This is a genomic window from Acidovorax sp. AC410, assembly GCF_979253235.1.
The window spans coordinates 4,851,584-4,865,125 of sequence record NZ_CEEDCG010000001.1 but is presented as its reverse complement, the minus strand read 5'-3'; the positions used below and the strand labels follow the sequence as shown (position 1 = coordinate 4,865,125).

The 13,542-nt window shown below is 67.2% G+C and carries 16 protein-coding genes; 13 read left to right on the top strand and 3 right to left on the bottom strand.

What is annotated here, in order from left to right:
* Nucleotides 1-188: 188 nt before the first annotated feature.
* From AC0IZS_RS22570 to AC0IZS_RS22555, 4 genes are all read left to right on the top strand, one after another.
* Nucleotides 189-590 carry a hypothetical protein gene (locus AC0IZS_RS22570; RefSeq protein WP_471637687.1) on the top strand — a complete coding sequence of 134 codons (402 nt, stop codon included), beginning with the start codon at nt 189-191 and terminating at the stop codon, nt 588-590.
* 77 nt (nt 591-667) lie between these two features.
* Nucleotides 668-1,168: a GNAT family N-acetyltransferase gene (locus tag AC0IZS_RS22565; RefSeq protein ID WP_471637686.1), complete on the top strand. Its 501-nt coding sequence runs from the start codon at nt 668-670 to the stop codon at nt 1,166-1,168.
* A gap of 470 nt (nt 1,169-1,638) precedes the next feature.
* Complete coding sequence (gene fusA, locus AC0IZS_RS22560) at nt 1,639-3,675, top strand: elongation factor G (protein ID WP_471637685.1); 2,037 nt, start codon at nt 1,639-1,641, stop codon at nt 3,673-3,675.
* Between the two features lie 318 nt (nt 3,676-3,993).
* Nucleotides 3,994-4,341, top strand: coding sequence for a tetratricopeptide repeat protein (locus AC0IZS_RS22555; protein ID WP_471637684.1), 348 nt, complete (start codon nt 3,994-3,996; stop codon nt 4,339-4,341).
* Nucleotides 4,342-4,449: 108 nt separating this feature from the next.
* Here the strand turns inward: AC0IZS_RS22555 and AC0IZS_RS22550 are convergent, their stop codons facing one another.
* Nucleotides 4,450-5,940 (bottom strand): RCC1 domain-containing protein, encoded by a 1,491-nt coding sequence (locus tag AC0IZS_RS22550; RefSeq protein ID WP_471637683.1) that lies wholly within the window; start codon nt 5,938-5,940, stop codon nt 4,450-4,452.
* 205 nt (nt 5,941-6,145) lie between these two features.
* On the opposite strand from AC0IZS_RS22550, the gene AC0IZS_RS22545 reads away from it, so the two are divergent.
* The 3 genes from AC0IZS_RS22545 (at nt 6,146) to AC0IZS_RS22535 (ending at nt 8,833) form a co-directional block, all read left to right on the top strand.
* On the top strand, nt 6,146-6,832 hold the full coding sequence (locus tag AC0IZS_RS22545; protein ID WP_471637682.1) for a hypothetical protein: 687 nt from the start codon (nt 6,146-6,148) through the stop codon (nt 6,830-6,832).
* A gap of 86 nt (nt 6,833-6,918) precedes the next feature.
* A complete protein-coding gene (locus AC0IZS_RS22540; protein WP_471637681.1) occupies nt 6,919-8,289 on the top strand; it encodes an MATE family efflux transporter in 1,371 nt (456 codons plus the stop codon).
* Between the two features lie 175 nt (nt 8,290-8,464).
* Nucleotides 8,465-8,833 (top strand): hypothetical protein, encoded by a 369-nt coding sequence (locus tag AC0IZS_RS22535; RefSeq protein WP_471637680.1) that lies wholly within the window; start codon nt 8,465-8,467, stop codon nt 8,831-8,833.
* A gap of 14 nt (nt 8,834-8,847) precedes the next feature.
* Here AC0IZS_RS22535 and AC0IZS_RS22530 read toward each other — a convergent pair whose 3' ends face one another.
* The gene (locus AC0IZS_RS22530; protein WP_471637679.1) at nt 8,848-9,204 is read right to left on the bottom strand and encodes a hypothetical protein; all 357 of its coding nucleotides are present in this window, start codon (nt 9,202-9,204) and stop codon (nt 8,848-8,850) included.
* A gap of 185 nt (nt 9,205-9,389) precedes the next feature.
* Between AC0IZS_RS22530 and AC0IZS_RS22525 the strand changes: the two genes are divergently transcribed.
* The 4 genes from AC0IZS_RS22525 to AC0IZS_RS22510 all read left to right on the top strand — a co-directional run bounded on the left by AC0IZS_RS22525 (nt 9,390) and on the right by AC0IZS_RS22510 (nt 11,754).
* Nucleotides 9,390-9,755, top strand: a complete 366-nt coding sequence (locus tag AC0IZS_RS22525) for a VOC family protein (protein ID WP_471637678.1) — start codon at nt 9,390-9,392, stop codon at nt 9,753-9,755.
* Nucleotides 9,756-9,851: 96 nt separating this feature from the next.
* Nucleotides 9,852-10,775, top strand: a complete 924-nt coding sequence (locus AC0IZS_RS22520; RefSeq protein ID WP_471637677.1) for a hypothetical protein — start codon at nt 9,852-9,854, stop codon at nt 10,773-10,775.
* A 68-nt stretch (nt 10,776-10,843) separates the two neighbouring features.
* Nucleotides 10,844-11,254 carry a nuclear transport factor 2 family protein gene (locus AC0IZS_RS22515; protein ID WP_471637676.1) on the top strand — a complete coding sequence of 137 codons (411 nt, stop codon included), beginning with the start codon at nt 10,844-10,846 and terminating at the stop codon, nt 11,252-11,254.
* A complete protein-coding gene (locus AC0IZS_RS22510; RefSeq protein ID WP_471637675.1) occupies nt 11,251-11,754 on the top strand; it encodes a MerR family transcriptional regulator in 504 nt (167 codons plus the stop codon). The genes AC0IZS_RS22515 and AC0IZS_RS22510 overlap by 4 nt, the downstream gene beginning before the upstream one ends.
* A gap of 15 nt (nt 11,755-11,769) precedes the next feature.
* On the opposite strand, the gene AC0IZS_RS22505 is transcribed toward AC0IZS_RS22510, so the two are convergent.
* Nucleotides 11,770-12,192 carry a GNAT family N-acetyltransferase gene (locus AC0IZS_RS22505; RefSeq protein ID WP_471637674.1) on the bottom strand — a complete coding sequence of 141 codons (423 nt, stop codon included), beginning with the start codon at nt 12,190-12,192 and terminating at the stop codon, nt 11,770-11,772.
* A 106-nt stretch (nt 12,193-12,298) separates the two neighbouring features.
* Between AC0IZS_RS22505 and AC0IZS_RS22500 the strand changes: the two genes are divergently transcribed.
* Both AC0IZS_RS22500 and AC0IZS_RS22495 read left to right on the top strand, forming a co-directional pair.
* Complete coding sequence (locus AC0IZS_RS22500; RefSeq protein ID WP_471637673.1) at nt 12,299-12,973, top strand: hypothetical protein; 675 nt, start codon at nt 12,299-12,301, stop codon at nt 12,971-12,973.
* Between the two features lie 133 nt (nt 12,974-13,106).
* On the top strand, nt 13,107-13,502 hold the full coding sequence (locus AC0IZS_RS22495; RefSeq protein WP_471637672.1) for a DUF6713 family protein: 396 nt from the start codon (nt 13,107-13,109) through the stop codon (nt 13,500-13,502).
* Nucleotides 13,503-13,542: the final 40 nt, after the last annotated feature.

The following is a 13,542-nucleotide window of genomic DNA, read 5'->3' as shown; positions in this document are numbered from 1 at the left end:
CGGCGCGCAAAAGCGCGCCAGGCAGCCCGGCCGCGCCAGCGCAACGTGACCGCAACATGGCCGCGTGAACCCTCCTTTGCACATCGCAGCCGACACACCGGCCTCCGACCTCCTTCGTCAGCGATGGCCTACGCCGGCCGGGCACCGGCACGGCGACAGTGCAGTGTCTTTCATCCAAGGAGGTTCCCATGAAGACGAGCATCATTGCAGCGGTCATCGCATCGGGCGTTCTTGTCTGCTCCGGCGCCCACGCCCTGACCGATGACCAGTACAAAGCCGCCAAGGCCAAGATCGAAGCCGACTACAAAGCCGGCAAGGCCCAGTGCGACACCCTGAAGGCCAACGCCAAGGACGTCTGCGAAGAAGAAGCCGAAGCGAAGGAAAAGATCGCCAAGGCCGAACTGGAGCAGCAGCACAAGCCCAGCCCCGCCCATGCCCGCAAGGTGGCCGAGGCCAAGGCCGAAGGCTCGCACGAGGTCGCCAAGGAAAAGTGCGACGACCAGTCGGGCGATGCCAAGAACGCCTGCGAGAAGCAGGCCAAGGCCGACTACGACAAGGCCAAGGCGGACATCAAGGCCACCAAGTTCTGAGCCTGACGGAAGGCGTGCGGCGGGGTCACAATCCCCAGGTGACCACCCGCCGCAAACCACCCACAACCGCCGCTCGCGTGCATCTGCTGCCCGTGCAGGCGATGCACCAACCTGTCTTCCTTGCCGCCGTGCGCGCCAGCCGGACACTGCACCGGCCGTGGGTGTCACCACCGGCCACGCCCGAGCAGTTCACGGCCTACGTGGAACGCATGCAGGCGCCCGGCCATTGCGGGCTGCTCGTCGTGCGGCAAGGCGAAACCGGCGCGCTGGAACTGGCGGGCGTGGTCAACATCACCAACATGGTGATGGGGCCCTTCTGCAGCGGCTACCTCGGCTACTACGCCTTCGCGGGGTTCGAGCGCCAGGGCTTCATGCGCGAAGGGCTCATGCAGGCCATGCGCCATGCTTTTCGCACGCTCAAGCTGCACCGACTGGAGGCCAACATCCAGCCCGGCAACGCGGCTTCGCTGGCGCTGGTGCGCTCGTGCGGGTTCACGCAAGAGGGATACTCGCCGAAGTACCTCAAGATCGGCGGACGCTGGCGCGACCACGAGCGCTGGGCCCTTGTGGCGGGGTAGAAGGGCACCATCTGCCAATTCAAGCACCAGGCCTTTGGCTATCGCGGCGATAGCAAGGCCCGCTTGCAAGTGTTCTGCACCACGGGGATAATCCACCCACTATGAAAATCCTCACCAACGTGATCAAGGCATCGTTCGCCACCTAGTTGCGCCCCTCGATCGCGTGTCGGAGGGCCGTGCGCCTTCCGGACCCCCAAACCCCGGCAGGCTCCTCCTCCGGGGTTTTTTGTTTTCAGACCACTGACCTACTCACTTCTCAACCCATGCGTACCTACGACAAGTTGATCGCCACGATTCCCGACCGCCGGAGCATGAGCCCCGTGCGCCCGGGCTCCGGCGACAGCACACATCCCAGACGCTAGCGACCAGGCGAATCCCTTTTTTGTGATGCCTGGGCTGGCGCAAAGCCAACCAGGCGGCAGCTGCTCGCAGAGCCGAGTGCAGCCGCAAGAAAGATTGAAAGATTCGCAATGACCAAGAATTCACGCCATACCAGCAACGCCCATCTGCGCAACCTCGGTGTCATCGCCCACGTCGACGCGGGCAAGACCACGACCACCGAACGCATCCTGTTCTACACCGGCGAAAGCCACCGCATCGGCGAAGTACACGACGGCACCGCGCACATGGACTTCGACCCGCAGGAGCAAAAGCGCGGCATCACCATCAACAGCGCGGCCGTCACCGTGCACTGGAAGGGCACGCAGCTCAACCTGATCGACACGCCCGGCCACATCGACTTCAACATCGAGGTGAACCGCTCGCTGCGCGTGCTCGACGGCGCGGTCGTCGTGTTCGACGGCGTGGCCGGCGTGGAGCCGCAGACCGAGACCAACTGGCGCCTGGCCGACAAGTACCGCGTGCCGCGCATCGCCTTCATCAACAAGCTCGACCGCGTGGGCGCCGACTTTTACCGCGTGGTGGCGATGATGGAAGAACGCCTGGGCGTGCGCGTGGTGCCGCTGCAGATCCCCATCGGTGCGGAAGGCGACTTCCGCGGCGTGGTGGACCTGCTGAGCCTGCGCGCCCGCATCTGGGACAAGGACGACGCGAGTGCGCCCTACCGCGAAGCCGACGTACCCGCCGACCTGCTTGAGCAGGCCGTGCGCGCCCGCGCCCGCCTGGTCGAAGCCGCCGTGGAGCAGGACGAAGCCGCCCTGCAGGCGTATGTGAACGGCGAAGAGATCGCCGTGGACGTGCTGCGCGCCGGCCTCCGCAAGGGCGTGCTGGCAGGTGCCTTCGTGCCTGCGCTGGCCGGCTCGGCCTTCAAGAACCGCGGCGTGGAGCCCCTGCTCGACGCCGTGGTGGACTACCTGCCCTCGCCGGACGACATCGTGCGCGAAGGAAGCGAGACCGCTGCGGACCCGTTCAAGGCCCTGGCGTTCAAGGTGGTCACCGACGACCACGGCGCCAAGGTGTTCGTGCGCGTGTACGCAGGCCGGCTGGCCCGCGGCGACGTGGTGCTCAACGCCAGCACGGGCAAGGCCGAGCGCGTGTCGCGCCTGTACGAAGTGCATGCCGACAAGCACATCGAGCGCGACGAGCTGGTGGCGGGTGACATCGCCGCCGTCGTGGGCCTCAAGGACACGCTGACGGGGCACACCCTGAGCGACCCGGCCCACCCCGTGGTGCTGGAGCAGATCAGCGTGCCCGAGCCGGTGATCCACGTGGCCATCGAGCCCAAGGCCAGCGCGGACCAGCAAGGCCTGTCCAAGGCCCTGCAGTCCCTGCTGCGCGAGGACCCGAGCCTGCGGCTGCAGCACGATGCCGAATCCGGCCAGACCATTCTGTCCGGCATGGGCGAGCTGCAGCTCGAAGTCTCGATCGAGAAACTGCGCGCACGCCACGGCGTCAACGTGTCGGTCGGCCGCCCCCAGGTGGCTTATCGCGAGACCATTTCGAAGAGTGTGGAGGTACACCATGTACACAAGAAGCAATCGGGCGGCCCCGGCCAGTTCGCCGAGGTGAGGCTGCTGCTCGCCCCCCTACCCCGGGGCGAAGGCATCCAGTTCGAGAACCGCATCGTCGGCGGCGCCGTGCCGCGCGAGTTCATCCCCGCCGTGGAGGCTGGCATCCGCCGCGCCGCCCTGGCAGGCGTGGTCGCAGGCTTCCCTGCCGTGGACTTTGCCGCCACGCTGGTGGACGGCAGCTTCCATGAGCGCGACTCGTCCACGCTGGCCTTCGAGCTGGCGGCCATGGCCGCCTTCCGCGAAGGCTTTGCGAAGGCAGCGCCCCAGGTGCTGGAGCCGGTGATGGCCGTCGAGGTCATCACCCCCGCCGACTACCTGGGCGACGCCATCGGTGATTTGAACCGCCGCCGCGGCGTGGTGCGCGGCCAGGGCCAACGCGGCAACGCCGCCACGGTCGAGGCCGAGGTACCGCTGAAAGAGATGTTCGGCTACATCGGCAGTTTGCGTGCGCTGTCGTCAGGCCGTGCGCAGTATTCGATGCAGCTGGACCACTACGGGGTGGTGCCTGCGGCCCAGGCGGCTGAGCTGGTGGGCTGAGCTGAAGAGCGTGCCGGGCAGGAGCCCGGTGATGCAAGAAAGTGAGAGGGGCGTGGACGCATGTCTGCGCCCCTTTTTTACTTTGCGATGGGAGCATGCATGGCTGCATTGCACCGGAAGATGACACGACCCTCACAGATTTCATTCTCAGCCCACACAGCCCCTCAAAACTCGCATGCAAGAGGCATGGCAATTCATGTTGGTAGAGAGTCCCGACTCGTACGCCTGGACCGGTCCGATGTCTGACAAACACTTGACCTCAAGTGCGGTTGATGTTTTAAAAACAGGGGCAACGCAACTCCCCCCGGCCCCTGCACCATGGACATCCAACCCCTCGAAGCCCTGCTCCAACGCGGGATCGACAACGCCTTGCTCCGGTTCGCGCTGGGATCGCACTACCTGAAGATGAACGAGCCTGGCACCGCGGCCGAGCATCTGCAGCGGTGCGTTGAATGGTCGCCCGACTACTCCGCCGCGTGGAAGCTGCTCGGCAAAGCCCATGCCCTGCACGACCACCCCGATGCCGCACAGCACGCCTGGACCCAGGGCATGGCGGTGGCCCAGCGCAACGGGGACCACCAGGCGTACAAGGAAATGCAGGTGTTTTTGCGCCGCCTGCAACGGGCTGCACAGGCCCCCGCCGATTCAACCGGGCTAGCGTCCTGACCCCTCCATTCACCGCACCGAACAAATCCCCCCGGTTGCTTGTATTGCAGCGCCGCTGCTTGGCGATACCCCGGGCGCGCGTACGCAGGTTTCACGGTGCATCTGCGGTCACTGCCTGGCCAACCGTACCCACTGCGCAAGCGGCCCCAGGTCCAGCAGGCGCCCACCGCTCTCGGGGCCCTGGTACATCAGGTGGGGCGTGCCGTGGCCGTTGACGGCAAGGTGGTGCCCGCCGGGGTAGATGCGCTCGTAGTAGCTGGTGATCCAATCGGGCACGTACCAGCTACCGGGGCCGGGGCGCACAAAGATTTGCGGCATGGCCTTTTCCGCCCACTCCATGACGACGCCCGCGTCCTTGGCGGGGCCCAGGCCGGGCATGGCATACGGGCTGATGGACCCCGTGCCGCTGAAGCACGCGCCCGCGTTGAACTGGGGATGGGGCAGCACGCCGATGCCGGGGTAGAACGCCTCGCCGCCACGGCAAAGCCCATGGTGCACCCCAGCGCCGGCGCCCCAGCAGTTCACGTAGCCGCCGTCCAGCACGGCGCAGGCATGGGTCGCCCCGGCGCTGATGGCAATGGCATTCGTGATGCCGATGACCTGGCCCGAGGCGGGGACCATGATGGGGGTGTTGGTGCCGTTGGTGGTTCTGCTGCCGGTGCCTGCCTGGGCCAGCGCGTTGTCGCCCCAGCAGCGCACCGTGCCGTTGTCCAGCAGCGCGCAGGTGAAGCCGTAGCCTGCCGAAACGGCCTTGGCCGCACCGCCCAGGTCCGGCACGGCCACTGGGGTGTTCACGCTGCCTGCGCTGGCCGGCACGCCCAATTCGCCAGAGGTATTGCGACCCCAGCACGCCACCTGCCCGCCCGCACGTAGCACACAAGCATGGCCATCGAAGATGGAGACATCGACCGCATCGCTGATGCCCGGCACCTGCAGGGGCGTGCGCGGGTCGTCGCCAGCACTGCCCAGTTGCCGGCCAGCGCCCAGGCACGACACCGCGCCCGAGCGGTGCACCGCGCAGGTGCTGCCGTTGCCCGCCGCGATGCGAACCACATCGGAGAGCCCTCGCACCCTGACGGCATAGGAGACCATGGTGCTCCCGCGCTCCGGCACACCCATCTGCCCCTGGCCCGCATCACCCCAGCAGTAGACCGCGCCATCGCGCCCCAGCGCACAGCCGTGCCGGGCACCCAGGGCGATCTGCGTGGCCCGGACCAGGCCGATGTCCTGGCCCGCCCAGTACTGGACCGCCGGAGCGCCCGACTGGAGCCAGGGCGACACATAGCCCTGCTGGTAGAACTCGTTCTGGGCGCCCCAGCAGCTCACAGCCCCGTCGTCCTGCAAAGCGCAGCTGAATCCGTTGCTGGTCTTGATGTCGACTATGCCCACAGGGGCCCTGGCCGACGCAGGCAACGGCACCATGCCCCAGCATGTGGGCACCCCCACGTCGGAGACGGAGCACCCGGTCTGGTAGCCAGCACTGACCGTGGTGGCCTGCGCGTCCGGTGCGAAGCCCGTGGACAGCATCCACAGGGCTGCCAGGGCCAGCAGTAGCCTGGCCGTGGCAGCAGCGAACGCGCGGGGGTGGTATCGGTGCATGGCGGCTGTCTCCTCCAGGGTGTGGGGCATCTTAGGCAGGGGCGGCCATCATCATGCCCGAGCCGGACGTCCGGTACAAAAAGTCATCGGCCTGTTCAAAACACCTACCCTAGAATGAATTTTTCAGTCCGTCCCGACCCGAGCACACCCGGTGGCTTCCCCCCCGTTCGCAACGCGCGCCGGACGCATCGCAGAAAGAACAGACATGAGACCGTTCCATTCCATCGCTGGTGTGGCAGCCCTTCTATTCGCCAGCGTTTGCAGTGCGACCACGCCACTGAGAGACCTGATCGACAACGATGGCGTGTGGAACGTTGTGACGCCAAGAGACCAGGTGTCGCTCGACTTGCAGGAAAACGAGAAAACCCGGGAGATACGACGGCAGGAACGCTGCTCCGCCATCGGCGCGCCAAAAGGGAAATGGAGAATTGCTGACCGCCGCCTCTGGCTGGTTGCCCTGTTCAAGTGCGGTAGCGACATCAAGCTGGAGACCGTTTACGGCGGAACTGGCGAACCCATCTTTGCAGAGTGGATCACCGCCGACCTGGTAACCCAGCAAGGCAAGGGTCTGTGCAGACCTGCCGACGGTCTTTACATTCTGGAGGAGTCGATTTTCATCCGGGTGGAGCGCGGCATGGTCATGCAGACCACCCGCGTGAGCAACCGGAACCACCCAGCGATTCCGACCTTGGAAGTCCTGCGCAAGATTCTGGGCCCCCGTGATGCGCACTTGGCGGAGGAGCTGTTGCCCGACTGGCAGTGCCTGAGCGAGTACACCCTGAGGCGAGTACAAGGACAGGGCTCCGAAAGCACCTCGGCCTCACCGGCACCGAAGGGCAGCACCTATGGTGAGTACCTGCACGACCACGCCAAGAAGCTGATTGGCCAATAGCTGCAATAGCCGGCCTCCCAATCGTTGCTTTCCCAACCGCAGAGTGCTTGTCCATCCGCAAGCACCCTGCCTACCATGGCCCTCCCATGCCAGCAGACACCAGCGCCACCCCGACGACGACGACCACCCTGCCCCGCCGGTTCCTGCGCTTTCTCGGCCCGCTGGTCGCTACCAACCTGCTGCAGGCCCTGGGCGGCACGGTGATCATCATCTGCCTGGGTCAGTTGCTGGGCGCGCGGGCCCTGGCAGCGGCGGTCAGCTTCTTTCCGCTGTTCATGTGCTGCATCGCGTTCGTGATCGGGCTGGGCGCGGGGTCCTCGGTTCTGGTCGGCCAGGCCTGGGGGGCACGTGACCCGGACAAGGTGCGGCGCGTCGCTGGCGCCGTGCTGGTCGGCGGCTTGGCACTGGGCTGCGGGGTAGCGGTGCTGGGCGCCACGGTCATTGGCGAGCTGCTGCGCATGCTGGGCACGGCGGACGATGTGCTGCCGGAGGCAGTTGCCTATGCGCACATCCTGTTCCTCGCCATGCCTGTGCTGTTCGTCCACCAACTGGCCGCAGCCTTGCTGCGCGGGCTGGGCGACACGTCCACGCCGCTGCGCGTGCTGGTGCTGGCCTCGGGCCTGTGGATGCTGCTCACGCCGGCCTTCATCCTGGGCTGGCTGGGGCTACCCCGGCTGGGCACGGCGAGTGCCGGCTGGGCCAGTTTGATAGGCAACGGCGTGGCCGTCGTTTGGCTGGCCTGGCACCTGCAGCGCAAAGACCACTTGTTGGCCCCCAGGCACCTGCGCCCGCACCTGCGCTGGGACGTGCCCTTGCTGCGCACCGTGGTGCGGCTGGGCGTGCCCACCGGGCTGTTCTTCATCACCAGCTCGTTGGCCGATGTGCTCTTGCTCCGGCTGGTCAACGGCTACGGTTGGCAGGCCACGGCGGCCTGGGGTACGGTGAACCAGGTGATGGCCTATGTGCAGATGCCGGCCATGTCGATTGCGATTGCAGCCTCCGTCTTTGCGGCGCAGGCCATTGGCGCCAACAACCCCGACGAGGTGCGCCGCGTCACGCGCGTGGGGCTGTGGATGAACCTGGCGCTGACCGGCGGCCTGGCCTGCACCGTGGCAATCGCCTCCCCGCTGGCAACCCGCCTGTTCACCAGTGACCCGACCGTCGTGGGCCTGGCCGCCACGGTGCTGCGCATCACCGTATGGGGCAGCCTCGCCTTCGGCATGGCCAGCGTGTTCACCGGCGTCATGCGCTCGGCGGGCACGGTGCGTGTGCCGACCACGATCTCGCTGTCGTGCCTGGCCTTTTTGCTGGTGCCGCTGGCCTATGCCCTGCAGCAGGTGCTGGGCCTGCAAGGCATATGGGCCAGCTACCCGCTGACCTACCTGTGCGCGCTGGTGCTGCAGGCCACCTACTTCTACGCCGTGTGGAGCAAACGGCCGATGACTCGGCTGGTGTAACAGCCAAGGCGCCCCGCACCAGCTACCGGGCTGGCGCCGGGAAGGCCGTCGGAAAGTTCCGCGCCCATCGCTCAAAGAAGGCCTGCTTCCTCCGTGTTTCACCCGGCAATGCGGTAAGCCGTCCCGGCCCACAATGGCGTTGGCCGCAAGCCAATCCCGACACAACCCTGCCTCCGTGCCCAATTCTGGAAACACCACCGTGCGCCGCCACGCCCTGACCCTTGCCTTCGTCCTGTGGAACCTTCTGGGGTCCGCCGCCCATGCCCGCGACCGGTGCCGCGGGGATTGCCAGAGCGCCGGCCTGGCGGTGCTGATTCTGGTGCCCCTGCCCTTCATCGTTGCCTACTTCTGGGGCCGAAAGAAGGATGGCCCCGACCTGGGCCAGCTGCTGGCCTATGTGATCCAGAGCGGCGTGATCGGGCTGTGCGCCGCGTACCTGCTGCAGGGCCTGGGGGCACCGCGCTGGAGCGCCTGGATGGCGCTGGGCATCGCCCAGTACGCCGTGTTCGCGGCCCTGGTTCACCCCCAGCGCCATGCTGACTGATCTGGCGCCTTGCATCAGTCCCGAAACCAGATCCTGAACGACACGTACAGCGCGTACGCCAGGAACAGCACTATCCAGGCGAGAAAGAACACGTTGCCCCAGTACTGGCCGGCCTGTTCAGCGAGGGTGTACACCTGCCCCCGGCAGCCCTTGCCAACGCACTCTATCTCGCCGCGGGCCAGCGCTCGCAGCAGGCCAAAGCCCAGAAAGCAGGCAATGGCCGCGCACACCACAAAGCCCACGGGCCCCAGGGGCGGCTTGGCGATCTCGTCGTTCTCGTCGCGCAAGCCCTGGGCAAGCAGCTTCTGCCCGTAGCGGTAGGCGGCGTACCCGAGCAGGAGCATCAGCGCGTAGTAAAGGGTGGCAAGCATATCGGTGGGTCGGTTGGCAAGAAAAAAGCGCAGCAGGATCGCGCGTTGCCAACAATGGTAGCCGCCCCCCGGCCACCTGCAGGCCAACGCTGCGGGCAGGGCTTTGGCGCCCATGCCGGGCGCTGCCGCCGACATAATCGCAGCACATGCTGGCGTTGTCGGCGCATGACGGAAGGGGAAACACCATGGGAATGGAAACGCTGGAAATCAAGGCCTACGTGCCTGCGCGCGACTTCGCGCTGTCGCGCCGCTTCTATGTCGACCTGGGCTTCATCGAGGAACTGCTGTCGCCCGACATGGCCTACTTCAACGCCGGCCACTGCAGCTTTCTGCTGCAGAACTTCTATGTGAAAGAGCACGCCGACAACTTCATGATGCACATGCTGGTGGCCGACGTCGAGGCCTGGTGGGACCGGGTGGTCTCGCAAGACCTGGCCGGCCGCTACGGCGTGCGCACCATACCGCCCCAGGACCAGCCCTGGGGCATTCGCGACTTCTGCCTGGTCGACCCGACCAGCGTGCTGTGGCGCATTGGGCAGGGCATCGGCTAGCCAAGCCTGCGCACGGCGCGTGCCCCTGGGGGACTTCATCCCCACCTCACACAGCCCCGCAATACTGCAGGCAAGGCCCCATGAGAGCACCACACCTTGAACCCTGCAATATCCCGGGCTGCAACCGCCGGCCGCGCCGCCCTCCGCGCCGCGGCGCTGGGCATTCTCCTGTTCGCACTGTCCGCCTGCGGGCAGGTAGATGACGAGGGCTTGAAGACCAGGGCGCGCGCGCAAGTGCCTGTGGGCGTGCTGGCCAGCGACATCCATGTCTCCATCGCGCAGCACCCCCTGGTGCTGCCCTTCGTGGCGCTGGAGGAGCATGCCCGCCAGGGGATGTCCTTCTCGCTCGACCGCCAGCGCGATCGCCAGCGCGCGGCCGAAGCGCGCCAGCAGTTCCTGCGCGATTCGGCCGACCCCGGCCAGCCCCTGCCGCTGGACAGCCTGTCCGTGGTGGTGGATACCTATGGCTGGAACCATTCCGACCCGGGCCAGCCGCCGCTGTGTGCCCTGCTGACCCGCGGGTGGGCGCGCTCCGTCTGCGACAACCCCTGGGCCGCCACGCGCCAGGCGCTGCCTTACAACCGCCTGCGCCTGCTGGACCTCAGCCGCCTGCGCACCACGGGCCCCGGGCGCCAGGCCGACTGCCGCGAAGGTACCCCGCCGCCCCGGGCCCTGCCCACCACACCCAGGCAGACCGTGCTGCTGTGCAACGCCATGGTCTACGGCGGGCCCGAGGACCAGCACCACCACGCGGTAGTGCGCATCGACGGCGACCTGGGCGCCCTGTGGGCCGTCTGGAACTACGGGCAAAACGGCGAGACTGCCGAGGCCATGGCCCAGCGCGAGGGGCAGGCCATCGCCCACTTCGTGCAGCACGCGCTGGGCCCGCGCGAGGACTTCGCCGCGCTGCAGGCCCGCATGTGCCGCCTGCGCCGGCCGGACTCGGCGGACCACCCCCATGGCCCCGACTGCGGGCGCGGGGCGCGCCGGAAGTCGGTGCAGCGCAATCCCTCCACTTGACATAGAGTGCACTCTAGCTCGCCCAATCACGGCTCCAACCACTTTTCCATCTTTTCTGGAGCCGCACCATGCAAGCAAACAAGGCACTCATGCAAGCCATCTTTTCCGAACTGGCACAGGGCAACGGCCGCCCGCTGGTCGATGCCATGGCCGACGATTTCTGCTGGACCTTCAAAAGCGAAGGGCCCTGGCGCGGCAGCTACCGCGGCAAGCGGGCGGTGCGCGAGGAACTGCTCGGGCCGCTCATGGCGCAGTTCGCCGACCGCTACACCAACACCGCCCAGCGCTTCATCGCCGAAGGTGACCACGTGGTCATCGAATGCCAGGGCCGCGTCACCACCAAGGCCGGCCAGCCCTACCACAACCAGTACTGCTACGTGTGCCGGCTCGAGGGCGGCCAGCTCAAGGAGCTCACCGAGTACATGGACACCGCGCTCGCCCAGACCGTGCTGGCCCCGCCTGCGAGGCCGGGCACATGAGCGGCGGCGACATCCAGGGCGGCCGCAAGCACGGCGAAGGCGCCCTGTTGCGCATTGGCGAGCTGGCGCAACGCAGCGGCCACAGCGTGCACGCCATCCGCTGGTACGAAACCCAGGGGCTGATGCCCAACGTCGCGCGCGATGCCGCGGGCCGGCGCGTCTACCATGCTCGGCACCTGGAATGGCTGCAGCTCATGGACCGGCTGCGCCGCACCGGCATGTCGATCGCCGAGATGCGCGAGTACACGGATTTGGTCCGCCAGGGGCGCACCAGCCTGCGCCAGCGCAAGGACCTGTTGCTGGCGCACCGCGTGCGCGCCCAGGCCACCATCGCCGAGTGGCTGCAGGCGCTGGAGCTCATCGACGGCAAGATCGCCTTCTACGACGAGTGGATCGGCACCGGGCAGCCGCCACCGATGCTGCCGCACGAGAAGGCGGGCCCGGCAACTCTGGCAGCGCCTGCGGGTGCGCCCCAGCGCCGCCGTGCACGCAAGGCCTGAGCAGCAGCGAAAAAATCAGACCAGCGTCTTCTTCATGAAAAAGCGTGAGAACCCGGTCGGAAAATCGGGAAGCTCGCCAAAGCACACGTAGCCCATGCGCTCATAGAACGCCCGGGCCTGGAACTCGAAGGTATCCAGCCAGGCGCCATGGCAGCTGCGGGCCAGGGACTCCTTCTCGGCCATCTGCAAGAGCCTGGTTCCCAGACCCTGGCCGCGCAGCTGCTCCGGCACCACGAGCAACTGCGTGAACAACCAGCCATAGGCCGTGTAGCCCCACAGGCCGCCGATGACAGCGCCCGTGCCATCATTCACCTGGACGACCAGGGGGCGCCCCTGGCTCGGCCCCGCCTGGCTGTCGTTGTAGGCAACGAGTGGCGCGAGGATGGATTTTCGGATGTCTTCGTTGGCGACATCGGTGATTGCCAGTGTGTATTCCATGCTGCGTGCAAGCAAAAAAGCGATTGGTAAAGGTCGATGGCAATATAGCCTGCCCCCCCCAATCCTGGATGGGCGGTGGCGCGCCGGCTATATTGCAGTCCACCCCATGCCTACCGACACCCCCCACCGCCCCCACCTGCACCGCACCGGCCTGGCCCTGGTCATCGTGGGCCTGGTCGACATCGCCGCCTGGCTCATCTGCCTGGCGCTCGACCTGCCCTATGTGTCGAGCTTCAACATCTTCTCCGTGGCCGGTGGCATCTTCCTGCTGCGCGGCAGCCTGCGCGCGGCATCCATCGTGCGGCGCATGTCCATCTCCATGCTGGCGCTTCTGGCGGCGGTGGTGCTGGTCTCGCCGCTGCTGCAGCCGCCGGGCCTCACGCTCGCGATGGTCAAGACCCATGCTGCACTGGCCGTGCTCGGCGGCGTGCTGCTGGTGTTCACCGTGGCGCTGATGGCCTGGCTGGTGCGCGAGCTGGGCGCGCCCTCGGTGCGGGCCGCCATTGCCGCCGCCGGCCTCAAGGTGCGCAGCACGCGCTGGCCCATCGCCATGGGCGCGGGCATCGCCGTGCTGCTGGCCGGCGCCAGCATGGCCCTTCAGCACACCGATGCGGCGGCCCGCGCCATCGGCCAGGCGCGGGCCGCCAACGGCGATGGCTACCGCTACCACCTGAGCCTGATCCAGGCCAAGGAAACCCCTGCCGGGCGTGAGATCACGGGCACCGTGTCGGCGTGGAATGGCGATGGGGTCAAGACCGTGCCGTTCCGCTGGGTGCAATGACCGGGGCAAGGCTTGCGCACGTGATCGGCGCCCCTGGGTGGGTGAGAATGCAGGGGGCACCGCGCCGCTCCAGGCGCGATTCCCTCCGCCATCCTGCCTGTCCGCCAGGCACCCCACCCAGCCCCCCCACCCCATGCTCACCCTCAACCGCATCGCCGTTCTCGACATCGCCCTGGTCTTCGCCCACCAGGGTGATGCAGCCTACTGGCACGAGTGGGAGATGTTCGGCCTGCCCGGCGGCATACAGCTCTTCAACGTGTTCAACGTGCTGGTGTTCACGCTGGTGCTGGCCCTCTTCATTCCGGTGGTGCAGCGCCGGCCTGCGGGCTGGGGCTGCTCGATGGCCATCGCAGCGCTGTGCGCCTCGGTGCTGCCCATCCATGCGGGGTTTGCGCTGGCCGGGTTCGACCAGTTCCACCTGCCGGTCTCCATCGCGCTGATCGGCGCCACCTTCGTAGCGGCCTTGGCGCATGCGGTGGTGACGTGGCGCGCACGGGCGGAGTTTTCCGCAGCCCACGCACCGGTGTAAATCCGGGCCACGGGTAGGCCGGGTTATCCTTGGCGCAACA